The sequence below is a fragment of the Micromonospora trifolii genome (genome assembly GCF_022229005.1).
Taxonomy (GTDB): Bacteria; Actinomycetota; Actinomycetes; order Mycobacteriales; family Micromonosporaceae; genus Micromonospora; species Micromonospora trifolii.
In genome coordinates this window covers 63,508-89,332 of record NZ_JAKKFD010000008.1, presented here as the reverse complement: position 1 = coordinate 89,332, position 25,825 = coordinate 63,508, and the positions used below count along the sequence as shown (strand labels likewise).

The window sequence follows — 25,825 nt, the reverse complement described above, 5'->3', positions numbered from 1 at the left end:
GGCGGCCCTCAGGGGGCCGCCCGCCGTCGATGAACAGATCCCAGGGGTATGCGTCTCAGCCGCCGACCGGCGCGGTCTCCTTGCCGCCCTGCGACTGCTCGGGCTTGACCGAACGGAGCAGCACGCTCGCCACGTCGATCACCTCGACCTGTTCGCCGGCGCCCTTGCCGTTGACCCCGTCGTTCAGCATCGTCGAGCAGAACGGGCAGCCGACCGCCACCGTCTTCGCCCCGGTGGCCATGGCCTCCTCGACCCGGTCCACGTTGATCCGCTTGCCGATCTTCTCTTCCATCCACATCCGGGCGCCGCCAGCACCGCAGCAGAAGGAGCGTTCGCTGTTACGCGGCATCTCGGTCAGCTCGCCAGCGATGGCGTCGCCGAGCACCTCCCGGGGGGCCGCGAAGACACGGTTGTGTCGACCCAGGTAGCAGGGGTCGTGGTAGGTGACGCCGCCGTCGACCGGCTGCACCGGCGTGAGCTTCCCGGTGGCGACCAGGTGAGCGAGCAGTTGGGTGTGGTGGACCACCTCGAACTCCCCGCCGAGCTGCCCGTACTCGTTGCCCAGGGTGTTGAAGCAGTGCGGGCAGGTCGCGACGATCTTGCGCTTGGCCTTGTCCCGGCCCTCGAACGCCTCGTTCAGCGTCTCCACGTTCTGCTGGGCGAGCATCTGGTAGACGAACTCGTTGCCGATCCGGCGCGCCGGGTCACCGGAGCAGGTCTCGCCCTCGCCCAGGATCGCGAACGTCACGCCCGCCTCGTTGAGCAGCGTGGCCACCGCCCGGGTGGTCTTCTTGGCCCGGTCCTCGAACGCGCCGGCGCAGCCGACCCAGAACAGGTACTCGAAGTCGTCCACCTCGCCGACCCGGGGCACCTCGAAGTCCAGGCCCTTGGTCCAGTCCTCGCGGGTGTTCTGCGGGGCGCCCCACGGGTTGCCCTTGTTCTCCAGGTTGCGCAGCATCACGCCGGCCTCGGAGGGGAAGCTCGACTCGATCAGGACCTGGTAGCGGCGCATGTCGACGATGTGGTCGACGTGCTCGATGTCCACCGGGCACTGCTCGACACAGGCGCCGCAGGTGGTGCAGGACCAGAGCACGTCCGGGTCGATGACACCGCCCTCCTCGGCGGTGCCGATCAACGGCTTGTCGGCCTCGGCGAGGGCCAGCACGTCCAGGTGGGCGAGCTGCGCCTGGGTGGCCTTCTCCTCGCCGGTCAGGTCCTTGCCGCCGCCGGCCAGCAGGTAGGGCGCCTTGGCGTACGCGTGGTCGCGCAGGCTCAGGATGAGCAGCTTGGGCGACAGGGGCTTGCCGGTGTTCCAGGCCGGGCACTGCGACTGGCAGCGACCGCACTCGGTGCAGGTGCTGAAGTCCAGGAGGCCCTTCCAGCTGAACTGCTCGACGTGGGCGACGCCGAACTGGTCCTTCTCCGGGTCGGCCTCCTCGAAGTCGAGCGGCTTGCCCTGGCTCGTCATCGGGCGCAGCGCGCCGAGACCGGAGCCGGCCGGCTTGGCGGGCTCCCGCTTGAAGAAGATGTTGGGGAACGCCAGGAAGCGGTGCCAGGCGACGCCCATCGTGACGTTCAGGGAGATGACGATCAGCCACGTCATCGAAATAATGATCTTGATGGCTGCGGCGACGCTGACGCCGTCCGCCCAGTCGGGCAGCACCGCACCGACCGCGTGGCTGACCGGGGTGGCCCAGAACGGGAACTCGAAGTGGTCGGTGGCGACCTTGAAGCCCCGGATCACGAAGCCGAAGATCAGGACCAACAGCACGATCCACTCGACGAAGTAGCCCTGCCACATGGTCGAGCCGGTGAACCGGGACCGCCCACCCGGGCGGGTCGGCCGGTTACGCAGCCGGATCGCCATCAGCACCAGGATGCCGACCAGACCCAGCACCCCGATGATCTCGGTGACCAGACCGAAGATCGTCCAGTGCCCGATGATCGGCAGACCGCCGTCGGTGGTGACCACCTCGAAGTACGCCTCGAGCACCAGCAGCGACAGCACGACGAAGCCGACCATCACGAACCAGTGCGCGGCGCCCACCACGCCCCACTTGAGCATCCGGGTGTGGCCGGCCGTCTCCACGAGCATCGTCCTGGCGCGGGCGACCTTGTCGGAGAACCGCTCCGGCGCGGGTTGCCCGAGCCGGATGACTGCCACCATCTTCAGGACCGCACGCACCGCAAGCCACACCGCCACGGCGGTGATGGCGGCCGCGAGGATCGTGGTGACGATCTGGACGCTGCCCATCGAGTTGGCCTCCCCGGTCTGCTGCCTGATGACCTCGCTCTGCTCGGTCATGCAGTGCAGCCTACGCGAAGGTTACCCAGCAGTAACGTGAGTCATCTCGCAGTAGGCCGCGCTGCCTGCGCACACCATAAGGGGCCCCACCCGATCCTGCTGGGCAGGGGCTCGGCGGGGTGACGTGGGACCGCCGACGCGACGGTCCGCTCGGATCAGCGCCAGCGGGAGAGCAACGCCAGCGAGGCGACCATCGCACCGAAGCCGACGGCGAGGTTCCAGTAACCCCACGCCATGACCGGGTACTCCTGCTCGGACAGGTAGTAGAGAACCAGCCAGCCGATGCCGACGACGATCAAGGCGACCGCGGTGATCGGCAACCACACCGGGCTAGGCTTGCGCGACGACGAGGACGTCGTCGTCGGACGGACGTCCGTCGGCGGGGTGTACACCTTCTTCTTACGGACCTGAGACTTGGGCACGGCGCTCTCCAGAGGGGTGACGACCTCGTCCGGCCTGACAACCGGGCGCGGGGGCGACGGTCCATGGCCAATAATGTTCGAGAGCTAGCGTAGTCCCGATTGGCCGCCCGGACCACGAATGGGGTCGGGCCGGTGCACGGAGTGACCGAAAGAGGCGGAACTATTCGTACCGGCCCAGCCGGCACGGACCGATCCCCGACACGCGGAAGGAACGCTCGGTGGAGTACACATCCGGCGCGACCTCCTGGCAGAAGGTCCTCCGACGGGCCGCTGCCGGGCTGCTGCCCCGGCGACCTCGCCAACGCCGTCCGGGCTGGTCGATCGGGGTGCCCCTGATCGCCGCGGCGGCCGGGTTGCTCTTCACCACCACCGCGACCACAGCGGGCGGCACCGCTCTCCGGGAGGACCGGCGCCCCCAGCTCAACCAACTCATCGAGGACCGCCGCGAACAGGTCGCCGCCAGCGAGCGCCGCGCCGCCACGCTGCGCGGCGAGGTCGAGCAACGGACCAACACCCTGGCCGGCTCGGACGCCCCGATCAAGGATCAGCAGAATCGCGCCCAGGGCAGCCTCCAGAACGCCGGGTTCACCGCCCTCGGCGGGCCCGGGGTCACCGTCGAGCTGAACGACGCGCCACAACTGGACCAGACGCAGTCGGACGCCAGCAACGACGACCTGGTGGTGCACCAGGGGGACGTTCAGGCGGTGGTCAACGCGCTCTGGGCCGGCGGAGCCGAGGCCATGTCAATCATGAATGTCCGCGTGCTCACCACCAGCGCGGTACGCTGCGTCGGTAACACCCTGCTACTTCACGGCCGGGTGTACTCCCCCCCGTTCAAGATCGTAGCGATCGGCGATCCCGCTGCCCTCCAGCAGGCCCTCGCCAGCTCTCAGGGAGTCCGGTTGTTCAAGGACGCGGTCGACGACTACCAGCTTGGCTACAAGGAGACGGCCTCCGAGGTGCGAGTTCCCGCATTCGAGGATTCCACCGCCCTGCGCTCGGCTACGGTGCCCAAGTGAGCGGGCCGGACGAGCGACGCGACGGGCGACACCGGGACCAGACCGACGAGCCGACCGCCTTCCTGCCCAAGTTCGACCGGCCCGAGTCCGCACCGGGCCGACCGACTCCCGCCAGCAACTGGCCCGAGCCGGTGCTGCATCCTCCGCGAGCCGAGCAGCCGCCGCAAGCCGAGCAGCCGCCGCAGCCGCCGCAGCCGAGCGCCAGTCGACCCCAGCCGACCGAGACCCCGGGCCGCCCCGGTGTCGAAGCGCCGCCGCCCTGGCCGGGCAGCACAGCTGCCGGGTCTGGCCCGCACGGCGGCGCCGGGGTCCCCCCCGCGGCCGCCGCCGGCCGCCCAACCGCCAGCAACCAGGGCCCGGTTCGGCCCCCTGCCCCCGGCAACGCCCCGACCCGGCCCCCCGCGCCCAGCGTCGCGTCCACCCGACCGACCGCGCCCAGCGCCGCACCGACCCGACCACCGACCACCAGCAACCCACCCGGTGCCGCACCGACCCGCCCACCGGGCGTCGGCAACCCACCCGGTGCCGCACCGACCCGTCCGGCCACGCCCGGCGGGATGCCGATGCCGACCCGGCCGGCGACCTCCGGCACGCCGAACCGGCCGGTCTCCTCCGGCCCCTCGACGCCGCCGCTGGCCGACTCACCGACGGCGTACATTCCGCAGGTCACCGCCCGGCCCGCCCGACCCACCGGCTCCCCGGCCACGCCGGTTTCCCCGGCCGCCCCCGACCGCGTCGCGGCGGCCGGGCCGGAAGGCTTCGCACCGACCGGGCCCAGCCGAGTGCCGTCGACCGGGCCGGGACGGGTCCCGCCGAGCGGCGCGGACCCGGCCGCCACCGCGTTGATTCCGGCGGTGCCCGCCACACCCGCCAGCAGGCCCCCGACCATGGACTCGACAGCGTTGATGGGTGCCGTCCCCCGCACCGCGGTCCCGGATGAGCCGGCCGGCGCCAACCCCGCCGACCCTCCCCAACCCCGACGCGGCGAGCGGGTGGTGCAACTCCGGCCGCACCAGACCGGCGAGGGCTACAAGAGCGTCTACTCCGAGCTGACCCGCCCGTCGTTCGGCTCGCGACTGCGCACCGGCGTCCGCGTCACCGGCGAAGTCCTGATCACCTTCGGCCTGGTGGTTCTGCTCTTCGCCGGGTACGAGGTGTGGGGCAAGTCGGCCATCGTCGACGCCCACCAGAACGACCTCAACAACCAGTTGGCCCAGGCGTGGGGCCCGACCGACGACCCGACGGTGGCCCCGTCGGTCGGCCCGAGCGTCAAACCGTCCCCACCGGTACGCGGCAAGCCGCTCGCGGGCCTCTACATCCCCAAGCTCGACAAGAACTGGGTCGTCGTCGAGGGCGTCACTCAGCAGGACATCCGCTTCGCCCCGGGCCACTACCCGACCAGCGCGCTCCCCGGCCAGGTGGGCAACTTCTCCGTCGCCGGCCACCGCAACCGGGCCACCTTCTGGCGGCTGGACGAGCTGGACGAGGGCGACTCGATAGTGGTCGAGAGCAAGACCGACTGGTACGTCTACCGGGTGTCGCAGTCCCGGATCGTCCGACCGACCCAGGTCGAGGTGGTGGCGCCGGTGCCCGGCGAGCCGGACAAGAAGGCGACCAAACGGATGCTCACCCTCACCACGTGCAACCCGAAGTTCGACAACTACCAGCGCCTGATCATCCACGCCGAACTGGACCGCACCCAACCCAAGTCTGCGGGCCGCCCGGCGGAGCTGGGAGGCTGACCCGATGTACGCGTTCATCTGGCGCAAGCTGCCGTTCGGTGTGGTCGGGAAGTTGACCGGCTCGGTGCTGCTCCTGGCCGCCACCGTGGCCCTGCTGTGGTATGTCGCCTTCCCCTGGGCCGAGCCTCTGCTGCCCTTCGACGACGTGCAGGTCGAGTCCGGCGTACCCGCCGAGACGGGTGGCGGCGGCGACCCGGTGACCGGGGAGACCCCGGCCGGCGACGAGCACGAGCTGCCGTACGACACCGATCAGAACAACTCCGCGCCTCCCTCTCCGAGCAGGTGACCATGCGCGTCCTGGTGATCGACAACTACGACTCGTTCGTCTTCAACCTCGTGCAATATCTGGGTCAGCTCGGCGTGGACTGCGAGGTCCGTCGCAACGACGAGATCGACGTCGCCGAGGTGGGCACTGTCGGCGCCGACGGCATCCTGCTGTCACCCGGGCCGGGCAGCCCGGACCGCGCCGGCATCTGCCTGGACGTCATCCGGGAGTACGCGGGCAAGCTGCCGATCTTCGGCGTCTGCCTCGGCCACCAGGCGATCGGCGAAGCCTTCGGGGCGACAGTGACGCGCGCTCCGGAGCTGCTGCACGGCAAGACCTCCGAGGTACGACACCACTCGGTCGGCGTACTCGCCGGTCTGCCTGACCCGTTCACCGCCACCCGGTACCACTCGCTCGCCGTGCTGCCCGAGACGCTCCCCGACGAACTGGAGGTCACCGGCTGGACCGGCTCCGGCGTGGTGATGGCGATGCGGCACCGGACGCTGCCCATCGAGGGCGTCCAGTTCCACCCGGAGTCGGTGCTCACCGAGGGCGGTCACCTGATGCTGGCCAACTGGCTGGCCAGTTGCGGTCACTCCGAGGCGCTGGAGCGGGCACCCGCGCTGGCCGCCGAGGTCGACGCCCGTCGTCGCGCGGCGTTCGCCACCGCCTGAAGCCCCCACCCCACCCCACCCCCACCCCCACCCCGCCGATCTTGCAGTTTCGGTCGTCGGTATGGGTGGGGATGCCCCATGTGTCGCGACAGCAAGTGCAAGATCGGCGGGGTGGGGGTGGTGGGTCAGCCCCGGAGCGGGTTCTGGATCGCGGGGTCCGCTGGCGACCGCACCGCCGGCGGTCGATCGCGCACCGCGTCCCACGCCGCCTTGCCACTGGCGAAGTAGTCCCGAACCGACTTCTCAGCGAGCAGGGCAGCGCCGCAGCCGTCACAACGGGCAGCCACCCCGTCGACGTCGAGGCCGAGTTGCCGGCACAGCGTCACCGCCCGGGACAGGTGGTACGACTGGGTGACGATCAGGGCCCGCTCGACGCCGTACACCTCGCGCGCTCTCGCGCAACTGTCGTAGGTGTCCAGGCCGAACGGGTCGGCCACCACCCGACGCCTGTCGACGCCCCGCTCGGAGAGGTACGTCGTCATCACCGCCGGCTCGTCACCTGAGGCGCCGCCGCCGTCGCCCGACACGAGGACGACGGTGGCCCGCCCACTGGCCACCAGTTCGGCGGCGGTGTCCAGGCGCCCGGCGAGACGATCCCCCGGCCGCTGCCGATCGGCTGCCACCTCGGTGCCGAGCACGATCACCACGTCGGCGGCCGGCGCGTCGGCGGCGGCGTACAGGTGGCCGCGTGCGGCGAGCGTCGTCCACAGCCACGGCGAACTGGCGAGCACGAGCAGGACGAGGCCCACGATGACCAGCCGGCGGACGCGTCGAGGCCATCGCCGCACCGGCCCGACCGGGACCGATTCCGCCTCGGCCATGCCGATGCCCGGGTGCTGCCTAGTCCTGCGGCCGGCTCGGCGGAGGTGGGAACGGCAGGCCGATGCCGCCCCCGTTGCCGGGAGTGGTCGGCGTGCCCGTCGGCGTGCCCGTCGGCGTGCCCGTCGGCGTCGGGTCGGTCTCCGGCTCCGGCTGACTCACCTTGATGGTCACCTTCGTGCCGGTGGGCTTCTTCTCGTTGCCGTTCGGGCTCTGGTCGGTGACCTTTCCCGCCTGGTCGGCGGGCACCTCCGGCCCGTCGTTCACGACAACAGTGAAGCCGGCGTTCTTGAGGACGCGGGTGGCCTCTTCCTGGCCCAGTCCGACGACATCCGGCACCGGCTTGACCTTGCCGTTCGAGACCGTGAGCGTGACCTTCGTGCCTTCGGGAACGCTCTCGCCCGAGGGCGGGTCGACATTCAGGACTTCGTCCTCGCTCGCCTCGGCGTTCACCGTCTTGACGTCGAACGTCAGTTTCGCCTCGGTGAGCCGGGCGATGGCGCTGTCCTGCTTGCTGCCCTTGAGCCCGGCGGGAACGCGCACCTCGGGCTTGCCACCACAGACCTGAATGGTGACCGTGCGGTTCTGCTCGACCTGGGTGGTCGGCAGCGGGTTCTGCTGGACGACAGTGCCCACTGTGCAGTCACTTGTCAGCACCGGGTCACCCACCTGCGCGGACAGACCGACTCTCTTGAGCTCGGCGATCGCCGCATCCCGGGTCTTGCCGGTGAGGGTGGGCACCGACTTCAGGTCCTTGTCCTGCTGCATGTTCCAGAGCAGGGCGGCGACCAGGGCGATCACCGCCAGCACGCCGACCGCGCTGAACATCGCGATCAGCCAGGAGGAAGCCTTGCGCTGACGGGGGTCGCCCACCCGGGCCGGGATCTGCCCGGTCTGCGGCCCACGGCCGGAAGGCGGATAGCCGCCCCCACCGCCGGCCGGGGCCATCGCCACGGTCTCCGCCTCGCGCAGCACCGGGGTGGCCAGCACGGGCCGGCCGGCGGCGGCGCGGAGCAGATCGGCCCGCATCTCGCCGGCGCTCTGGTAGCGGTTGAGCGGGTTCTTCGACAGTGCCTTGAGCACGATCGCGTCGACGGCCGGGGTGACGTCCGGGTTGATGTCGCTCGGCGTCGGCGGTGTCTCCCGTACGTGCTGGTACGCGACGCTGACCGGGCTGTCCCCGACGAACGGCGGGTGCCCGCAGACCAGCTCGAAGAGCACACAGCCGGCCGCGTACACGTCGGAGCGCGCGTCGACGGCCTCGCCGCGCGCCTGCTCCGGGGAAAGATACTGCGCCGTGCCGATGACCGCGCTGGTCTGCGTCATTGTGGTCGCGCCGCTGGCCAGAGCCCGGGCGATGCCGAAGTCCATCACCTTGACCTGGCCGGTCTGGGTGAGCATCACGTTGCCGGGCTTGATGTCCCGGTGGATGATGCCGTGCCGGTGGCTGAACTCGAGTGCGGCGCACATGTCGGCGCAGATCTCCAGCGCACGGCGGGGCTGGAGTCGCCCCTCGGCACCGAGGACCTCCTTCAAGGTCCGCCCGTTGACGAACTCCATGACGATGAACGGCAGCGTCTCACCGGTCGGCGCGGTCTCCTCGCCGGTGTCGTAGACCGCCACGATGGCCGGGTGGTTGAGCGAGGCGGCGTTCTGCGCTTCCCGACGAAACCGCATCTGGAACGTCGCGTCCCGCGCGAGGTCGGTGCGGAGCATCTTGATCGCGACGTCCCGACCGAGCCGGAGATCGCGACCACGGTGCACCTCGGCCATGCCGCCATAGCCGAGCAGCTCGCCGACCTGGTACCTGCCACCGAGCAGGCGGGCCTGCGCTGTCATCGCGTCTGTCGTCCTTCGCTCGTCGTCGTCCCGCCGTTGCCCGGCTGGAGTCGTACCTCCCGACGGTACGACGTCCAGGTCGGATCGTCGCGCCCGTCGAGTCGTAGCGCGCCGGACGCCACGGTGCGCGGCGCCAGCCCGGCGGATACACCGGCCTGCGACTGCTTCCGTAGGTTGTAGGAAATCACGCCGGAGCAGAGCAGGACCAGCACGGCCAGCAGGATGGCGAGGAGCACCATTCCCGGCCGGGACCGCTGGGGCTGGGGTGACGGCGTCGCCGGGCCGGCCTGTCGGACGTACGCCGGCGGGTGTTCCTGCCGGGGCGGCCCGGACGGCACCGCTGCCGCACCGCGCGGGTAGCCGTTCGGTGCGCCCTGTGGCCGGGCGGGCTGAACGGCCGGCGCGACGGCGGTGGGGCGTGGCTGTTGGGCGGGTGCGACAGCGGTCGGCCTTTGCCCGGCCACCGGCGGGCGGGCAGTCGGCGGGCGCATCTGGTGTGCCTGCGGCACCTGGGCCCGGCCGGGCGCGGCGGGTGAGGCCGGCGCAGCGGAGACCGGCCCGGAGTTGGCGCCGGCCCTGGCCTGCTGGGAGAGCGCGGCCTTGAGCTGACGGGCGACCCCGGCGAGTGCGGCGGCGCTCGGCCAACGGGCGGCCGGGTCCTTCGCCAAGGCCCGTTCGACCAGGGCGCGTACCTGCGGAGGGATGTCGGCCGGCAGGGGCCGGGGCGTCTCCCGGACGTGCCGCATCGCGATGTCGAGGGGGTTGTCGCCCTCGAACGGCCGTCGACCGGCCAGGCACTGGTAGGCGACCACGCCGAGGGCGTACACGTCGGACGCCGGGGTGGCCACGCCGCCGGTGGCCTGCTCCGGCGAGATGTACGAGGCGGTGCCGAGCACCGAACCGGCGGCGGTGAGCTGGCCGACCAGGTCGGAGCGGGCGATGCCGAAGTCGGTCAACACCAGCGTGCCGTTCGGCCGGACCAGCAGGTTGCCCGGCTTCACGTCGCGGTGCACGATGCCCTTCTCGTGCGCGGCGTGCAGCGCGTCGGCGGCCTGCGCGACGAGGGCCATCGTCCGGGCCGGAGTGAGCCGGCCGACCCGGCTCAACGTTGACGACAGGGCGTCACCCTCGACGTACTCCATGACCAGGAAGGCGATCTGCTGGTCGTTGCCGAAGTCGTAGACGTCCACCACGCCGGGATGGTTGATGGTGGCCATGGTGCGGGCCTCGCCGCGGAACCGCTCGCCGAAGTCCGGGTCGTCGAGCAGGGCGGGGAGCAGGCTCTTCACCGCGACCGTCCGGCCGAGCACCTGGTCGGTGCCGCGCCACACGTCGCCCATGCCGCCGCTGGCGATCCGCTCGTCGAGACGGTAGCGGTTGCCGAGCTGCACGCCGGGGCTGAGCATGTCAGCGACCCCCTGGGTCGGCGATGGCGGCCTTCATGATCTGGCCGGCGATCCGAGCGGCCTCGGCGCTACCACCGGGGCCTGCCTGCTCCAACGACACGCAGACAGCGGAGACGGGGTTGCCGTTCTTGTCCAGGGCGAAGCCGATGAACCAGCCGTGGTCGGGCCGGTCCGGTGCGGACTGGGCGGTGCCGGTCTTGCCGCCGACCGTGTAGCCGCTGATCGCGGCACCCTTGCCGGTGCCGTTCCGAACCACGCTGACCATCATCTCGCGCAGGTCGGTGGCGACCTGCGGCTCGACGGGCTGGCGCAGCTCCCGCGCCTTCGCGGTGTAGTAGCTGGTTGTCCGGTCCGGAGCGAGCAGCTGCCGCACCAGGTACGGCCGCATCTGGCTGCCGTTGTTGGCGATCGAGCCGGCGATCATGGCGCCTTCGAGGGGCGTCATCCGGACGTTGTTCTGGCCGATCGAGGACTGGGCCAGCGCGGCCTGGTCGGTGCTGCCGTCCGGGTTCTGGATGTCCCCGGTCCGGCTGGCCGCGGTGGGCAGGCCGCCCTCGCCGAGCTGGCCGACGGTCAGGTCGTCCTGCTCGAAGCCGAACTGGCGGGCCTTCTCCTTGACAGTCTCGGCGCCGAGCCGCACGCCGAGCTGGGCGAAGCCGGTGTTGCACGAGTAGGTGACCGCGTCCAGCAGGGTGACCTTCGGATCCGGGCAGATCGAGGCGGCGGCGTTACGGATCGGGGTGCCCGACGTGGGCGGGGTCCAACTGGAACCGGCCGGGATCTGGGTGGCCTTGGTGACGCCGTTCTCCAGTGCCGCCGCCGCAACCACGATCTTGAAGGTGGAGCCCGGCGGAAGTGTCTCGGAGAGCGCGCGGTTCTTCAGCGGACCCTCCGGGTCCTGTTCCAGCTTGTTGTACGCCGCGGTTGCCTCTTTGGTTTCGTGGCTGGCCAGCGGGTTCGGGTCGAAGCTCGGCATGGAGACCAGCGCCTGGATGGCGCCGGTACGCGGATCGATGGCGATCGCCGCACCCCTCTTGGCGCCCACCCTGTTGTCGCTCAGTTGGTCGTACGCCACGTCCTGGGCCCGCTTCGAGAGCGTGAGCAGCACGTTGCCGCCGCCGGTGTCGTCGCCGGTGAACATGTCCTTCAACCGGTCGCCGATCAGCTGGTCGCTGGTGCCGGCCAGGAAGTCGTTCTCCACCCGCTCGATGCCCTGGTCGGCCAGGTTGACCGGCTTGTAGCCGAGCACGTGGGCGTACTTGGCGCCGAGTGGGTAGGTGCGCTGGAACTTCAGGCTCCCGCTGGTCTCCTTGCTCGTGGCCAGGGCCGTACCGCCGGCCTCGATGTTTCCGCGCTTGCGGTCGTACTCGGCGACCTGGACCCGACCGTTGTAGTCGCTGGTCCGGTATTCATCCGCCTTGTAGGCCTGGATCCAGTTGAGGTTGGCGAAGAGCAGACCGAACAGGACCATGACGACGACGCCAACGCGGCGCAGGGGTGCGTTCACGGCTTGATCACCTCCGTGGGAGCACCGTGCAGCTGCTCGGGCGGGCCAGCGCTGGGGCGAGCCGCCTTGCCGCCGCCGCCTCCGGTCACCGGCCGGCGGGCGCCGTCGGAGACCCGCAGCAGCACCGCGATGAGCAGCCAGTTGGCCATCAGCGACGACCCACCGGCGGACAGGAACGGGGTGGTCTGACCGGTCAGCGGAATCAGCTTGCTGATCCCGCCGACGATCACGAAGACCTGGAGGCCGAGAGTGAACGCGAGACCGCCGGCGAGCAGCTTGCCGAACGAGTCCCGTACCGCGAGCGCGGCACGCAGCCCGCGCTCCACGATGAGCAGGTAGACGACCAGCAGCGCGGAGAGGCCGAAGAGGCCGATCTCCTCACCGATGCCGGCGAAGATGAAGTCGTTCTGCACCTCGGGCAGGATCTCCGGCTGACCGCCACCCGGCCCGGCACCGAAGAGCCCACCCGTGCCCAGGGCCAGCAGGCCCTGCACGAGTTGGTAGCCCTTGTTGGTCGGGTCGGCGAACGGGTCGAGCCAGATCTCCGCCCGCACGTAGAAGTTGGCGAACGGACCGCCCACCGTCGAACCGAGGAAGTAGGCGAGGTAGGCGCCGCCGAAGAAGAGGACCAGGCCGATCAGCAGCCAGCTGACACGTTCGGTGGCGATGTAGAGCGTCACCACGAACATGCCGAAGTAGAGCAGCGAGGTGCCCAGGTCCTTCTCGAAGACCAGCACCAGGACGCTGATCAGCCAGACGCCGACCACCGGGCCCAGGTCGCGGCCCCGCGGGAAGTCGATGCCGAGGAAGCGCCGGCTGGCCAGCGACAGCACCTCGCGCTTACGCACCAGGTAGTAGGCGAAGAAGACCAGCAGCGCCAGCTTGGCGAACTCACCCGGCTGGATGGAGAAGCTGCCGACCCGGACCCAAAGCTTCGCGCCGTTGATCTCGGAGATGCTCGACGGCAGCACCGCCGGGATCATCACCAGCACGATGCCGGCCAACCCCAGGGTGTACGCGTACCGCGAGATCGACCGGTGGTCGCGCATGATCGCGAGCAGGCCGGCGGCGAGGATCACCGCACCGAGCGTCCAGGCCAACTGGCGCCCACCCTGCCCGGCGAAGACGGCCAGACTCTCCCGCTCGGCCACCGGGGCGTCGCCCAGGTCGATCCGGCGCAGGAAGCCCACCCCGAGCCCGTTGAGCAGGGCCACCGCCGGCAGCAGCGCCGGGTCGGCGAACGGGGCGAGGAACCGGATGACCAGGTGCAGGCCGAGGAAGACCGCGCCGAGCGCGGCGGCCGGCATCCAGAAGTCCGGGGTGACCGTGTCCAGCAGGTTCGCCTCGACGGTCGCCCCGTACGCGGCCACCAGCACCATCGCGAGCAACAGCAGGTACAGCTCGGCGTTGCGGCGCGACCGCGCCAGGCGTACGCCGGATTGCTCGCCCGCAGTGGCGGGCGAGGGTGCCGGTGTGGCCGCTACGGTCACGGGTGGAGTCCTCAGGATCTCAGCCGACGCTCACTCAGGAGACCGGCAGCCGGCCGGGTCGAGCGCCGGCGTTGCCGAGTCGGAGGGCGTGACGTCGGGTGTGGTGGTCGCGCCGGCCCCACCGAGAGCGGTGGTGGCACCGGCGGTCGGGCTCGCGCTGACAACCCCGTTGGGGGTCGGCGACGCGTTGGCGCTCGGGCTGCCGTTCGGGGTCGGTGTCGAACCGACCGGCGTCGGCGTGGGCGTGGGCGTGTTGTTGCCGCCAGCGACGGTCGGGTCGAGCGGGCAGAGCGGCTTCAGGTTCGGGTTGCTCGGCGTGTCGCTGGTCAGCTCGGCGAGCTGACGCTCGGCGTCCGGCTCACTCTTGGCCCGGATGCCGACCTTGACGGTGTCCTGTGCGGCGACGGTGAGGTCGTCCAGCCGGGTGCCGCTGCGGCGGTGCACGCTGGACAGGTCCATCCCGGCGATCTGACCCTGGACACCGCGGAAGACGGCAACCTGGCCCTCTTCGGTGGCGCCCACGTAGTACTGCCGCTGGGTGTACGTCCAACCACCGAAGGACGCTCCGCCGACGATCACCAGCAGGGCCAGCGCCATCGCGGCGGTCCGGACCGGGCGTCGCTTCGGCCGGTCGGCGTCATCGTCGGAGGCCGCCGGCTCCTCGGGTGCGGCCGGGCGCGGCGCGGAGAGCGCCGATGCCCGGGCTGCCGGAGTCGAGTCGTCGGCCGAGGTGGCCATGCCGCGGTCCCGGGCGGCGGCGCCGCCCACGATCGGGGTCGCCTCCACGATGTCCTGGTCCGTGGCGTCGGCGATGATCACCGTGATGTTGTCCGGCCCACCGCCGCGCAGCGCGAGCTGCACCAGCCGCTCGACGCACTGCTGCGGGTCGGTGTACTCCCGCAGGGTCTCGCCGATGGTTTCGGCGCTGACCACGCCCGAGAGGCCGTCGCTGCAGATCAGATACCGGTCGCCGGGCATGACCTGGCGGACCGAGTATTCCGGGTCGATGTCCCGACCGTCGAGGGCTCGGGTGAGCAGCGACCGCTGCGGGTGGCTGCTCGCCTCCTCGGCGCTGATCCGACCTTCGTCGACAAGCATCTGGACGTACGTGTCGTCCTTGGTGATCTGCGCGAACTCGCCATTGCGCAGCAGATAGGCCCGCGAGTCGCCGATGTGGACCATTCCCAGCTTGCTGCCGGTGAAGAGGGTCGCCGTCAGCGTGGTGCCCATCCCCTCCAGCTGTGGGTTGGCGTCCACCGTGTCGCGGAGTTGTTGGTTGGCGGTGCCCACGGCCGAACGCAACGCGTCGACGAGAGCGTCCCCTGGGACGTCCTCGTCGAGCGGCGCCATGGCACCGATGACGATGTTGCTGGCGACGTCACCGGCGGCCATACCGCCCATGCCGTCGGCAACGGCGAGTAACCGCGGCCCGGCGTAGACGGAGTCTTGATTGCCGTCTCGGATCAGACCGCGGTCGCTGTGGGCCGCATAGCGCAGGGTCAGAGTCATGGCCGTAATTCGAGGGAAGTGCGGCCGATCCGGATCGGCACGCCGAGGGGGACGGGGGTTGGTCCGGAGACCTTAGCGCGATCGAGGTACGTGCCGTTAGTCGAGCCAAGGTCCTCGACGTACCACTGCCCGTCACGCGGCAGGAGCCGGGCGTGTCGCGCGGAGGCGTAGTCGTCGGTAATGACCAGGGTGGAGTCCTCGGCCCGACCGATCGTGATCTGCGCTTCACCGAGAGTGATTTTGGTGCCGGCCAGCTGACCAGCCGTCACCACGAGCTGGTGTGCCGCTCGGCCCCGTTTCACCTTCGCTGGCTTGGCCGCCTGCCCCGTCGAGGCGCCCACCGCGCGTGGTGCGGCCACCAGACGACCAGACCGGGCCCCCGCGAAGAGGTCCCGGCGGATCACGCCGACCACAGTGAACACGAAGATCCACAGCAGGATCAGGAACCCGAACCGGGCAACGGTGATGACCAGTTCCGGCAAGGCGGGTCAGCCGTCCACGCGGAAGGTCAGCGTCGTCGTCCCGAGCTGGACCATGTCACCGGGGTTGAGCGCGACGGCGGAGACCCGCTGCCCGTTCACCATGGTGCCGTTGGTCGAACCCAGGTCGGTCAGCACGACCTGACCCCCGTCGAAATCCAGCCGGGCGTGTCGCCGGGAGATGCCGACGTCGGGCAGACGCAGGTTGGCCTGGTCGCCGCGACCGATCACCGTCGACCCCATCTGGAGGGGGTAGGTACGACCGTCGCCGGAGACCAGCCGCACGTTGCGACCGCCACCGTGCCCGGGCGGCGGGCCGTAGCCACCGCCCTGGTCGTACGCGGGGTAGGCGGGCGGGCCGGCGTCGTAGCCGGGCGCCGACACCGGGGCGACCTCGCCGCCGGTGTAGACCTCGGCCGTGACACGGAACATGCCCGTGTCCAGACCCTCCCCTCGCTCGATCTCGACGATCACGTCGCCGTAGACCGTCCACGCCTGCTCGCCGATGAACTCCGCCTGCGACTGGGCCAACTCCTGGGCCAGCGCGGCGGCGTACGGCGCCAGCCGACTGTGGTCGAACGGCGAGAGATCGATCACGTAGCGGTTGGGCACCAACGTGCGCCCACCGGCCAGGATCGCCTTGTGCGCCTCGGCCTCCCGCTGCATGGCGTTGAGGATCTCCACGGGGTGGACCACCCCTTTGAAGACCTTGGCGAAGGCCCCTTCGACCAGGCCTTCCAGACGCTTCTCGAAGCGTTGCAGCACGCTCACCGGCTCCTCCTCGGGTCCCGAGGACATGATGGTATCCGGCCGGCGCGCGCGCAGCTCACACGCCGCTCGGCCGGCTGCTCTCGGCCCGTTCGGAAGGGCCGCGACTGTCGTGCTAATCTTTCGTCCGCCACGAACGGTAATCGCTCGTGGCGAGCGCCAGGGACAGCGTAGTATTCCCGAGGCCCGTTGGAGACAGCGGGGCCGGGCAGCTAGAGTGTTCCGGGTTGTGCCACGGGGATGTGGCGGAATGGCAGACGCGCACGGTTCAGGTCCGTGTGCCCGAAAGGGCGTGGGGGTTCAACTCCCCCCATCCCCACCACCGACGAGGGCTCCGCTTCATGCGGGGCCCTTCCGTCATATCGGGGCGTGCTGGACGTCACGCTATGCTCCGATGGATTCTGCCTCCGATGGACCAGGAGTGGCGTGTGAGTGTCGCGTTGGTGACAGGGTCGGGTGGTCTGATCGGCTCCGAGGCGGTCCGGCATTTCGCCGGCCTCGGTCTGGATGTCGTCGGCATCGACAACGACATGCGCCGGTACTTCTTCGGCGAGGACGGCTCCACCTCGTGGAGTCTGGAACGGCTCGGCCGTGACCTGGGTAACGCGTACACCCACTTCGCGGTGGACATCCGGGACCGGGACGGCCTGGAGCAGGTGTTCAAGAAGTACGGCTCGGACATCGCCGTGGTGATCCACAGCGCTGCCCAGCCGAGCCACGACTGGGCAGCCAAGGAGCCGTACACGGACTTCGACGTGAACGCCGGCGGCACGCTCAACATCCTGGAGAACACCCGCCGGCACGCGATCGACGCGCCGTTCATCCACTGCTCGACCAACAAGGTGTACGGCGACCGGCCCAACAGCCTGCCGCTCATCGAGCTGGAGACCCGGTACGAACTGCCCGAGGACCACCGCTGGTACCAGGGCATCACCGAAGAGATGTCGATCGACCACTCGCTGCACTCGGTCTTCGGCGCCTCCAAGGTCGCCGCGGACGTGATGGTCCAGGAGTACGGTCGCTACTTCGACATGAAGACCGCCTGCTTCCGGGGCGGCACGCTGACCGGCCCGGCGCACTCCGCGGCCGAGCTGCACGGGTTCCTGGCCTATCTGATGCGCTGCGTCATGGAGGGCCGGACGTACAACCTCTTCGGCTACAAGGGCAAGATGGTCCGGGACGCGATCCACTCGCACGACGTGCTGACCGCGTTCGAGGCGTTCTTCCGGGCCCCGCGATCCGCCGAGGTCTACAACCTCGGTGGCGGCCGGCACTCCAACACCTCGCACATCGAGGCGTTCCGGATCGCCGAGGAGATCACCGGCCGCGAGGCGCGGATCAACTATGTCGAGCAGAGCCGCACCGGCGACCACCAGTGGTACGTCAGCAGCATGGCCCGGTTCGAGGCGCAGTATCCGGACTGGAAGATCACATACGACGTGCCGATGATCCTGCGGGAAATCTACGAGGCCAACGTGGACAAGTGGGTGGCCCAGCCATGAGCGCCCGGACGAAGCGCAACGTGCTCGGCGTCCTGGTCGACGCCACCGACTACGCCACGGCGACCGACGCGGTGGTCACCGCGGCACACGAGCGGCGTCCCCTCGCGCTGACCGCGTTGGCAGTGCACGGTGTGATGACCGGGGTGCTCGACCCGGCGCACAACGCGCGGCTCAACTCCTTCGACGTTGTCACGCCGGACGGGCAGCCGGTGCGGTGGGCGCTCAACCTGCTTCACCACGCCGGGCTCAGCGACCGGGTGTACGGCCCGACCCTGACCCTGCACGTGCTGTCACGCTTCGCCGACGAGGGGCTTCCGGTCTACCTGTACGGCTCGACCGAGGAAACCCTCACCCGGTTGATCCCGGCCCTGGAGCGGATGTTCCCGGCGCTGAAGATCGCCGGGGTGGAGCCGTCCAAGTTCCGTGCCGTCCAGCCCGGTGAGGACGCCGAGATCGCCGACCGGATCCGGTCCAGTGGTGCCCGGTTGGTCCTGGTCGGGCTCGGCTGCCCGCGCCAGGAGGTCTTCGCGTACGCCATGCGCCCGCTGCTCGACATGCCGCTGATGGCTGTCGGCGCGGCCTTCGACTACCACGCCGGGCTGCTGCGCCAGCCCCCGCCGTGGATGCAGCGCGCCGGTCTCGAGTGGTTCTGGCGCCTCGGTCTGGAGCCGAAGCGGCTCTGGCGCCGCTACGTCATCCTCAACCCGGCCTACCTGAGCCGCCTCGCCGCGCAGAAGATCGGCCTGTGGAAGGCCCGCCCGCCGGCCCCGGCCACCGAGCGGCCGGCCACCTTCTCGGTCTGAGCCCGATCCGTACGACGCGAGGCCCCATCCGGCGTGCCGGGTGGGGCCTCGGTCGTAGGGAGACCGGTCAGACTGTCAGGGTCCAGGTGTTGATGTAGCCGGTGTCGGCCGAGTAGGTGTCCCGCACCTGAAGTCGCCAGATGCCGTCGGCGGCCTCACCGGACACGTTCACCGAGTACGTGGCGTTCACGTTGTCGGCGCTGTCCGAGGTGCTGCTGTTCTTCAGCCGGTACGAGCTGCCGTCCGGGGCCAGCAGGTCGATGACCAGGTCACCGCGGTAGGTGTGCACGATGTTCACCGCCACGGTGGAGGCCGAGGAGGCGTTGCGACCGCAGCCGGAGATGGTGATCGAGCTGGTCACCGCCGAGCCGGCGTCCGGGATCGACACGTCGGTGCCGTTGGTGCCGGTGCAGCCGGTGGGCGGCGGCGGGGTGGTGCCGGTGCCCACGTAGAGCAGCAGGTTCGGCGAGCCCGAGCCAGGGTTGCCCACCACGTTGGGGGTGGCGTTGGCCACCAGCTGGTTGCGGACCTGAGCCGGGGTCCAGGTCGGGTTGGCGCTGGCCACCAGGGCCGCCGCTCCGACCACGTGCGGGGTGGCCATCGAGGTGCCGCTGATCGTGTTGGTGGCGGTGTTGCTGTTGTACCAGGCCGAGGTGATCGACGAGCCGGGCGCGAAGATGTCCAGGCAGGTGCCGACGTTGGAGAACGACGACCGGGCGTCCGAGCTGGTCGTCGAGCCCACCGTGATGGCCTCCGTGGTACGCGCCGGCGAGGTGTTGCAGGCGTTCGCGCCGTTGTCGTTGCCGGCCGCCAGGCCGTACGTGACACCCGAGGCGATCGAGTTGCGGACGGCGTTGTCCAGCGAGCTGTTCGCGCCGCCACCGAGGCTCATGTTCGCCACCGCCGGCTTGATCGCGTTCGCGGTGACCCAGTCGACGCCGCCGATCACACCGGCGTTGGTGCCACTGCCGGAGCAGTTCAGCACCCGCACGCCGACGAGCTGGACGGCCTTGGCCACCCCGTACGCGGACCCGCCGACGGTGCCGGCCACGTGCGTGCCGTGCCCGTTGCAGTCGTCGGCCGAGCCGCCGTCCACCGCGTCGTAGCCGGAGGTGGCCCGGCCGCCGAAGTCGTTGTGGGAGAACCGGATGCCGGTGTCGATGATGTAGGCGTGCACGTTGCTCGCCGTGTTCGGGTAGGTGTAGGAGCTGTCCAACGGCAGGTTGCGCTGGTCGATCCGGTCGAGGCCCCAGGAGGGCGGGTTGGCCTGCGTGCCGGAGATCGAGACGGTGTGGTTCTGCTCGACGTACGCCACCGCCGGGTCGGCCGCGATCCGCGCCGCCGCGCTCGCGTTCACAGTGACCTCGAAGCCGCGCAGCGCCGCACCGTAGGTGCGGGCCACAGTGCCGCCGTGGCGGCCGGAGAGCCGCTTCGCGGTGTCGCCGACCCGGTCCCGGGCCACTGCGCTGTCCTTGAGTACGACGATGTAGCTGTCCGGCACGGCGGTGGCTCCGCCGGCGGCCCGAACCACACCCACGGGTTCGGCGGCCAGGGCCGGGGTACCGACGGCCAGCACTGTCGCCGCTGCCACCCCGATCAGTACGGACCTTCGTGGAAGACCCATCTCCTACCTCCCTCTGACCGGCAGCGAAACGTGACCACCGGTCCCAACATCAATCGACACTTGCCGATCTAGCTGAGGGTAGGTCAGCCGTCGGGCAGTTGAACATGTCGAAACGGCCATACCTTCGAGTGATGACCCCCTACGGGCCCGGCGTCCGGGGCGAACGGGGGACAGGCCCGGATTCGCCTCGCCGGGATTCGGGAAAGACTCTCGAACATGGAGAGTCAGCTCACCATCCTGCTCCCGGTCGCCGCCGTCTGGCTGGCCGCCGGCGTCGTTGCCGACGGCCTTCCCCGGCTGCGCAACACCCGCATGCTGCGTCGGCGTACCGGATGGTTGCTGATGCTGGCCCTCACCGGCGTGGCGCTCACCGCGGTCGTGCTCGGCGGCGGGCTGCTCAGCGCCGGCACCGCGCCGGTCGACCGGGCCTCCGCCGGGCTCACCCTGGCCGCCGGCCCGGCGCTCGTGGCGACGGTCTGCTCGGTACGACGGATCCGCCGACTGTGGGCCGGTGCGGGCGCGTTCGCCAGCGCCCCTGCGACCCCCGCGCCGCACGGTCTGCGCGCCGCCGCGGCCCACCCGCTCGTCGGGCTGCCACTACAGGTCACCGCCCTGGCCACGGTGCCGGCGTTGATCGCCGCGGCCGGTGCCGACCTCGGGGCCGACCCCGGCGTCACCGGGCCGGCGATCACAGTGGGCGCGCTCGCGGTGATCGCCATCGGGGTCCGGCACGCGCTCCGTCACAACCGCTTCGCGGAGCGGGCCCAGCCCGCCGCCGTCACACGGTCAACGCGGACGGCTGGCGCTCTGCACGTATAGCAACTCCAGGATCGACCTGGTCGCCTCGAACCAGCGGTCCAGCCAGTCCTGCGAGGGCACCGTGCCCTTCGGCGGCAACTCCATCAGCAGACCACGCAGCAACGGGTGGTCGGCCAGGGACTCGGGCGGCTCCATCGGCCAGCCCGCTGGCGGGAACGACGGCTCGATCAGCGGGTTCGGGTCCAGTGAGGGCAGCGAGAGCGGAGGATCCGTCGTCTCGGAAGCGCCCTCCCGCCCGCTCAGCTCCTGGTCGCTCGAGACCACCTCGGTCAGAACCGTGTCCCGACGAGCGCCGCGGTACTTGCCACCGAACCGCTCCGGCTTTGCCGGACCGGTGGTGAGGTTGTCTGAACCGATCGTCGTCATCCGTCTCGCCTACTCGCTCGGTTGCGGGTCGGTGCGGCGGGTCGTCGACCAGCGCCGTACCGACCGGTTCAACGAGACGGGGACGCTCTGGCGACGGGATTCCCGACGGAACCTCGCCGGCCCCCGCCTCGACGCGGCAGTCAGCCGCGCCTACCGCGGACACGGCGAAGTCCCCGTCCGGCGAACCGGACGGGGACTTCACTGACCAGTCGGTCAGACCGCGCCGAACACACCACCCCGGGTGCCGGCAACGAAGGAGTGCCATTCACCCGGAGCGAAGACCAGGGCGGGGCCCGCCTTGTCCTTCGAGTCCCGCACTCCGACCGCCCCCGTCACGTACGCCACCTCCACGCAGTTGTCACAGTTCGGCCCGCTCTTCGAGCTCTTGAACCATGCTGCCTGCGTCAGGTCCACGGGGAACCCTTTGGTCGCCATTTCCACAACGGCTCCTCTGCCAGTTTTGCGATGTGTGCGACGGACTCCTCCGGACGTATGGCCGCAGCGCGGATGTGATCGAAGATGAAGCTGTACTTCTGCAGTTCGTCGCTCTTCTCGAGGAAGAGCCCACCCGTGGCGTTCTCCGCGTACACAACATCCGGATCACCGGGCTCAGGGAAGCTGAGGATCGTGAACGTGCCGTCCATGCCGGCATGCGCACCCACCTCGAAGGGCAGGATCTGCAGCGTCACGTTCGGCAACTCGGCCACCTCGACCAACCGCTTGAGCTGGCCGCGCATCACCTCGTCCCCGCCCACCGGCCGACTTACCACCGCCTCATCGAGCACCACCCACAGATCGACCGGATCGTCCTGGGTCAATAACGACTGACGGCCCAAACGGACACGCACCCTTTGATGCACCTGATCGGCGGTGAAGTCCGGCCGAGCGGCGCGGATCATGGCCCCGGCGTACTCCTCGGTCTCCAGAAGACCCGGAACGACCTGCTGTTCGTACGCCCGGATCGAACTCGCCGCCGCCTCCAGCCCGACGTACGCGCCGACGAGCACTGTGCTGTAGGGGTGCCACCAGCCCTTTTGGCGGGCCTCCCGGGCGATCTGCACGAGCTCGTCGCTCTCGGCGCCGACCACCCCGTAGATCCGCAGCATGTCCCGCACGTCGCGCGGGGTGGCAGTGGTGTGCCCGGTCTCGATCCGGGAGACCTTCGACGCCGAGCATTCCAACTGTTCGGCGACCACCTCGATGGTGATTCCGGCGGACTCCCGCTGGCGGCGCAACTCGGCCCCGAGCCGCCGCCGTCTGATGGTGGGACTGCGCCGCTCACTCATGGCGCAACCCGTGAGCCACTGGTTCCCGCCGCTGGCTGCTCGACCCCACTCGGGCTACCTCCGGTAACGCGCCACTGGGTGACACCCGCCGGGGGCGCGACCGTCGACCGGCGAGCGTTCGCGACGAAGGGGGTGGTGCCGGTCCTCGGCCGGCCGCGACGGGCGAAACCGGCCCTCAGTCTGCCGTCCGGACGCGGATGGCTTCAATAGGCCTTTCGCGCGACACGCTCACGTATCGGCAAAAGTCGACGTGCAACTTGCATGAAGCACGTCCCTGATGCACTCTGTCCGTATGGCACGGATCACTCAGCGTCTCCGTTCGGTCCCTCGGAGTGGTGACCCCACCGCTCCGGGGAAGCCGGACACGGCGCGAGCCCGGCCGACGACAACGCGACCTGCTCCGGGGTAAGGACCCCGCCGCTGCAAGCCGGCAAGCTGCGGCGGCGGGCGCGGTTCCCGGAAGCAACCGGGTGGTGGTCGGGTGGCGGCACGTCACCAGCGGGGTACGGCCCGACCACTGCCATCCGCACCACCGGTTCACGAGGCACGACCCCGTCACCGGCCGAGACGTCCCCCGTTCAGGCACCGCCGGCGCAGCCGCCGGCCGATCCTCCCCAGGAGCCCATGTGCTTCCCCGCACCGGTGACGTACTGCACGTGACACGCGCGGCGAGTGTCCAGTTCCTCAGGCCGATCAAGTTCCGGGTGATCCGGGTGCTCGACTGGCCGACCTACGACGGCTGGCTCTGGCTCGACGGCTACGAGTTGAACTCCGCGGGCGACGCGGTCACCCGACGGTCGATCTTCGTCCAGCGGGAAGGGTTGCAGCAACTGCAGGCCGCCCCCGAACCCCGCCCGCACACAGTGCGGGCCCGCCGCCCGGTCGCGCGTACTCCGCTCCGGGTGGGCTGACCGACCCGATCCGCCGCCGGTGGGCGTGCCGTCGCCATAGAATCGGTACGCCCACCCCGGCACCGTTCCACCCGCTCGTCCAGGACCCTGACCCTGGGATGGTCATGGTCAATCAGCCCGCCCTGCGGCGGCACCACCGCTCCCGTATCGCCTACGCCTTCGGACTCCTCGCCCTCCTCGGGGCGATGACGACACTCCTGGTCCTCGTCCGCGACCCGGCAATGTCGTCCACCCGGCTGACCACACCGGTGCCCGCACCGGAGATCACCGTGCTCGACTCCGACCCGCCGACGGGCGACGGTCGGTCGATCCACGACGAACCCGGCTGGGTCGACACCGGCCCCCCGGCCGACCACGCCGGTGGCGCCGACCCGACCGGGCCGGTGTCCGGCCTTGGTGCCGGCGGCCAGTCCGAAGGCCGTCAGGCACTCACCGAAGCAGCTCCGGCCGGGCACAGCGCCACGGACATCCGCCGCTCCCTCTTCTGGTCCGGCATCTTCGGCCTCGCCATCTCACTCGCCGGCATCGGCCTCGTCGGCACCCGCCGCCGGATGTGGTGACCAGCGGTCACGACGTGCTCGTCACAGTGGGGCTCGGCGTGGTCGGGCTCGCACCGGTCGATGGCTGGGCCTGGGAAATGATCAACAACACCTCGTCGTCGGTCGACACCGACGTGCCCGCCTCCGGCTCGGTGCCCACCACCGTCCCCGGTGGCAGCTCCGACGGGCGGTACACCACCCGGTAGGGCAGACCGAGCCGAGTCAACAGCCCTTCGGCGGTGGCCTGCGGCAGGCCGACGATCGGAGGCACCGGCACCTCTTCCGGCGCCTCAGTGGTCGGCGAGCTGCTCGGCGACTCACTGGTGGGCGCCGCCGACGTGGGGGCTGCGCTGGTCGGCGGGGCGCTGGGGGCACTGGTCGGCGAAGGGGACGGGGTAGGCCCACGATCGTCCCGGTCGTCCTGCTGGGCGAGCACCAACCAGAGCGCACCCCCGAGCAGGCCGGCGAGCAGCAGTGCCAGTACGCCCCAGAGGATCGGCGACCACCACCGCCGACCACCCTGCTCCTCGACGTACCACTCACCCCCGGCGTCGTCCGGTCGAGGCGAGCGGACCTCAGCCCTACCGGACCAGGACGGCGGTATCGGCGCCGTCCGGTCGGCCGGCGGGCCCGGCCGGGTGCCGGCGGACCGGTCGATCGGCATGGTCTGGTCGGGCGACAGGTCGGGACGAGCCGGGACAGTACCGTCGATCGGTGCCGTCTCGTCCGGGTCGGCGGCCGCTGGCGCCGGTTGCGTCGGCTCCGGCCGGTCAGCGGCAGGGGGCAGAGGGCGGGTCCGGTCGTCGTCGTGCTCGCCGGCGGGAGGCTCCTGGCGGTCGTCGCTCATCGCACGTCCTTTCCCGAACCGGACGGGCGTCATGGCCCCTCGACCGCCAACCTAGTCGTCCACACCGCCATCGGTGGGGATCAGCGGGCCGAGTCGCGCCGACTGCCGGCGAGGCAGGACGGCGGTTACGCGCCGGGAGGCTCGACCCCCGGTCTGGAATCAGGGCGTGGGTGTCGTGGTCGGCTGGCCGGCGGAGCCACACCAGATGCTGACCTGGTCGTTCCACCGGGCCGGGCCGTCCTCGGCGGGCTCCTGCCGGCTGACCTTCCCAGTGCGTCCGCTGACGTAGCGCGGGTAGAGGCCCTCGTCGACCAACTCGTCGGCGGCGTCCGCGCAGCTCTTGCCGACCACGTCCGGCACCTCGGCGGCCGGCGCCGGCCCGGCGACCTGTAGTTGCACGGTCGTCCCCCGGGCGACCTCGGTGCCCACGTCCGGTGTGGTGCTCTCGACCGTACGGCCGACGCCGCCACCGAAGACCAGCCGCCAACCCAGCCGCTGCTTGCGCAGCGTGTCCCGGGCCTGCTCGAAGTCGGTGCCGATCACCGGCGGCACGGTCAGGCCGGCCCCCTTGGTCGAGGTGGCGGAGGTCTGGACCGCTGACGGTGTCGGCCGCCCGCTGCTCGGTCGGGGTGCTGTGGCCCGGGTGGTCGACGCGCCAGCCGTGGTCGCGACGGCCAGCGGATCACCAGAGGGTGCGTCGTCCTCGCCGGCCAGCAACCAGCCACCGGTCGCGCCCACGGCGGCGAGCAGCACAGCCGCCAACCCACCACCGAGCACGACGCTGGCCCGACCCGCACCGCCACCAGCGGCATTCTGCTGGCCCGTGTTCGTGTCCGTCATAACGCCCACCGCCTCATCACCGGCGACCGTACCGCCCGCCGCCC

Annotated in this window: 25 protein-coding genes and 1 tRNA gene; 10 read left to right on the top strand and 16 right to left on the bottom strand. The window is 70.6% G+C overall.

Annotation, left to right across the window (positions count from 1 at the left end; genetic code table 11):
* Positions 1-55 precede the first annotated feature (55 nt).
* Positions 56-2,254 carry a (Fe-S)-binding protein gene (locus NIE79_RS05780; RefSeq protein WP_238677626.1) on the bottom strand — a complete coding sequence of 733 codons (2,199 nt, stop codon included), beginning with the start codon at positions 2,252-2,254 and terminating at the stop codon, positions 56-58.
* Between the two features lie 206 nt (positions 2,255-2,460).
* Complete coding sequence (locus tag NIE79_RS05775; protein WP_091396337.1) at positions 2,461-2,727, bottom strand: cell division protein CrgA; 267 nt, start codon at positions 2,725-2,727, stop codon at positions 2,461-2,463.
* A gap of 218 nt (positions 2,728-2,945) precedes the next feature.
* On the opposite strand from NIE79_RS05775, the gene NIE79_RS05770 reads away from it, so the two are divergent.
* The 4 genes from NIE79_RS05770 to NIE79_RS05755 are packed head-to-tail and all read left to right on the top strand — an operon-like array spanning position 2,946 to position 6,427.
* Positions 2,946-3,746 (top strand): DUF881 domain-containing protein, encoded by an 801-nt coding sequence (locus NIE79_RS05770; RefSeq protein WP_238677552.1) that lies wholly within the window; start codon positions 2,946-2,948, stop codon positions 3,744-3,746.
* Positions 3,743-5,488 (top strand): class E sortase, encoded by a 1,746-nt coding sequence (locus NIE79_RS05765; protein WP_238677551.1) that lies wholly within the window; start codon positions 3,743-3,745, stop codon positions 5,486-5,488. Before NIE79_RS05770 ends, NIE79_RS05765 begins: the two co-directional genes overlap by 4 nt.
* A 4-nt stretch (positions 5,489-5,492) precedes the next feature.
* Positions 5,493-5,774: a hypothetical protein gene (locus tag NIE79_RS05760; protein ID WP_238677550.1), complete on the top strand. Its 282-nt coding sequence runs from the start codon at positions 5,493-5,495 to the stop codon at positions 5,772-5,774.
* 2 nt (positions 5,775-5,776) lie between these two features.
* Complete coding sequence (locus NIE79_RS05755) at positions 5,777-6,427, top strand: aminodeoxychorismate/anthranilate synthase component II (RefSeq protein ID WP_238677549.1); 651 nt, start codon at positions 5,777-5,779, stop codon at positions 6,425-6,427.
* 125 nt (positions 6,428-6,552) lie between these two features.
* Here NIE79_RS05755 and NIE79_RS05750 read toward each other — a convergent pair whose 3' ends face one another.
* From NIE79_RS05750 to NIE79_RS05715, 8 genes are read right to left on the bottom strand one after another with little or no spacing between them, the layout of a single operon-like run.
* Complete coding sequence (locus NIE79_RS05750) at positions 6,553-7,215, bottom strand: SanA/YdcF family protein (RefSeq protein ID WP_238677548.1); 663 nt, start codon at positions 7,213-7,215, stop codon at positions 6,553-6,555.
* Positions 7,216-7,267: 52 nt separating this feature from the next.
* Complete coding sequence (gene pknB, locus NIE79_RS05745) at positions 7,268-9,085, bottom strand: Stk1 family PASTA domain-containing Ser/Thr kinase (protein WP_238677547.1); 1,818 nt, start codon at positions 9,083-9,085, stop codon at positions 7,268-7,270.
* Positions 9,082-10,491 (bottom strand): serine/threonine-protein kinase, encoded by a 1,410-nt coding sequence (locus tag NIE79_RS05740; RefSeq protein WP_238677546.1) that lies wholly within the window; start codon positions 10,489-10,491, stop codon positions 9,082-9,084. The genes pknB and NIE79_RS05740 overlap by 4 nt, the downstream gene beginning before the upstream one ends.
* A 1-nt stretch (position 10,492) precedes the next feature.
* Positions 10,493-11,998, bottom strand: a complete 1,506-nt coding sequence (locus NIE79_RS05735; RefSeq protein ID WP_238677545.1) for a peptidoglycan D,D-transpeptidase FtsI family protein — start codon at positions 11,996-11,998, stop codon at positions 10,493-10,495.
* Positions 11,995-13,488 carry an FtsW/RodA/SpoVE family cell cycle protein gene (locus NIE79_RS05730; protein ID WP_238677544.1) on the bottom strand — a complete coding sequence of 498 codons (1,494 nt, stop codon included), beginning with the start codon at positions 13,486-13,488 and terminating at the stop codon, positions 11,995-11,997. The genes NIE79_RS05735 and NIE79_RS05730 overlap by 4 nt, the downstream gene beginning before the upstream one ends.
* Before the next feature lie 30 nt (positions 13,489-13,518).
* Positions 13,519-14,997 (bottom strand): PP2C family protein-serine/threonine phosphatase, encoded by a 1,479-nt coding sequence (locus NIE79_RS05725; RefSeq protein ID WP_238677543.1) that lies wholly within the window; start codon positions 14,995-14,997, stop codon positions 13,519-13,521.
* Positions 14,994-15,479, bottom strand: coding sequence for an FHA domain-containing protein FhaB/FipA (locus NIE79_RS05720; protein ID WP_238677542.1), 486 nt, complete (start codon positions 15,477-15,479; stop codon positions 14,994-14,996). Before NIE79_RS05720 ends, NIE79_RS05725 begins: the two co-directional genes overlap by 4 nt.
* A 6-nt stretch (positions 15,480-15,485) precedes the next feature.
* Positions 15,486-16,274 (bottom strand): FHA domain-containing protein, encoded by a 789-nt coding sequence (locus NIE79_RS05715; protein ID WP_007454122.1) that lies wholly within the window; start codon positions 16,272-16,274, stop codon positions 15,486-15,488.
* Between the two features lie 206 nt (positions 16,275-16,480).
* Here NIE79_RS05715 and NIE79_RS05710 point away from each other — a divergent pair.
* The 3 genes from NIE79_RS05710 to NIE79_RS05700 all read left to right on the top strand — a co-directional run bounded on the left by NIE79_RS05710 (position 16,481) and on the right by NIE79_RS05700 (position 18,549).
* Positions 16,481-16,566 (top strand) — tRNA-Leu (locus tag NIE79_RS05710).
* A gap of 64 nt (positions 16,567-16,630) precedes the next feature.
* Positions 16,631-17,746 carry an NAD-dependent epimerase/dehydratase family protein gene (locus NIE79_RS05705; protein WP_238677541.1) on the top strand — a complete coding sequence of 372 codons (1,116 nt, stop codon included), beginning with the start codon at positions 16,631-16,633 and terminating at the stop codon, positions 17,744-17,746.
* Complete coding sequence (locus NIE79_RS05700; protein ID WP_238677540.1) at positions 17,743-18,549, top strand: WecB/TagA/CpsF family glycosyltransferase; 807 nt, start codon at positions 17,743-17,745, stop codon at positions 18,547-18,549. Before NIE79_RS05705 ends, NIE79_RS05700 begins: the two co-directional genes overlap by 4 nt.
* A 67-nt stretch (positions 18,550-18,616) precedes the next feature.
* Here NIE79_RS05700 and NIE79_RS05695 read toward each other — a convergent pair whose 3' ends face one another.
* Positions 18,617-20,173, bottom strand: a complete 1,557-nt coding sequence (locus tag NIE79_RS05695) for a S8 family peptidase (RefSeq protein ID WP_238677539.1) — start codon at positions 20,171-20,173, stop codon at positions 18,617-18,619.
* Between the two features lie 216 nt (positions 20,174-20,389).
* On the opposite strand from NIE79_RS05695, the gene NIE79_RS05690 reads away from it, so the two are divergent.
* Positions 20,390-20,992, top strand: a complete 603-nt coding sequence (locus NIE79_RS05690; RefSeq protein ID WP_238677538.1) for a hypothetical protein — start codon at positions 20,390-20,392, stop codon at positions 20,990-20,992.
* On the opposite strand, the gene NIE79_RS05685 is transcribed toward NIE79_RS05690, so the two are convergent.
* The 3 genes from NIE79_RS05685 to NIE79_RS05675 all read right to left on the bottom strand — a co-directional run bounded on the left by NIE79_RS05685 (position 20,960) and on the right by NIE79_RS05675 (position 22,644).
* The gene (locus tag NIE79_RS05685) at positions 20,960-21,358 is read right to left on the bottom strand and encodes a hypothetical protein (RefSeq protein ID WP_238677537.1); all 399 of its coding nucleotides are present in this window, start codon (positions 21,356-21,358) and stop codon (positions 20,960-20,962) included. The genes NIE79_RS05690 and NIE79_RS05685 overlap by 33 nt on opposite strands.
* A gap of 213 nt (positions 21,359-21,571) precedes the next feature.
* On the bottom strand, positions 21,572-21,793 hold the full coding sequence (locus tag NIE79_RS05680) for a DUF397 domain-containing protein (RefSeq protein WP_238677536.1): 222 nt from the start codon (positions 21,791-21,793) through the stop codon (positions 21,572-21,574).
* The gene (locus tag NIE79_RS05675; protein WP_091396372.1) at positions 21,763-22,644 is read right to left on the bottom strand and encodes a helix-turn-helix domain-containing protein; all 882 of its coding nucleotides are present in this window, start codon (positions 22,642-22,644) and stop codon (positions 21,763-21,765) included. The genes NIE79_RS05680 and NIE79_RS05675 overlap by 31 nt, the downstream gene beginning before the upstream one ends.
* 626 nt (positions 22,645-23,270) lie before the next feature.
* On the opposite strand from NIE79_RS05675, the gene NIE79_RS05670 reads away from it, so the two are divergent.
* Both NIE79_RS05670 and NIE79_RS05665 read left to right on the top strand, forming a co-directional pair.
* Positions 23,271-23,555, top strand: coding sequence for a hypothetical protein (locus tag NIE79_RS05670; RefSeq protein ID WP_238677535.1), 285 nt, complete (start codon positions 23,271-23,273; stop codon positions 23,553-23,555).
* Between the two features lie 98 nt (positions 23,556-23,653).
* Entirely contained in the window at positions 23,654-24,115 is a 462-nt protein-coding gene (locus tag NIE79_RS05665; protein WP_238677534.1) for a hypothetical protein, read from the top strand.
* 7 nt (positions 24,116-24,122) lie between these two features.
* Here the strand turns inward: NIE79_RS05665 and NIE79_RS05660 are convergent, their stop codons facing one another.
* Positions 24,123-24,941: a PASTA domain-containing protein gene (locus NIE79_RS05660; protein WP_238677533.1), complete on the bottom strand. Its 819-nt coding sequence runs from the start codon at positions 24,939-24,941 to the stop codon at positions 24,123-24,125.
* A 159-nt stretch (positions 24,942-25,100) separates the two neighbouring features.
* The gene (locus tag NIE79_RS05655; RefSeq protein WP_238677532.1) at positions 25,101-25,781 is read right to left on the bottom strand and encodes a PASTA domain-containing protein; all 681 of its coding nucleotides are present in this window, start codon (positions 25,779-25,781) and stop codon (positions 25,101-25,103) included.
* Between the last annotated feature and the right edge of the window lie 44 nt (positions 25,782-25,825).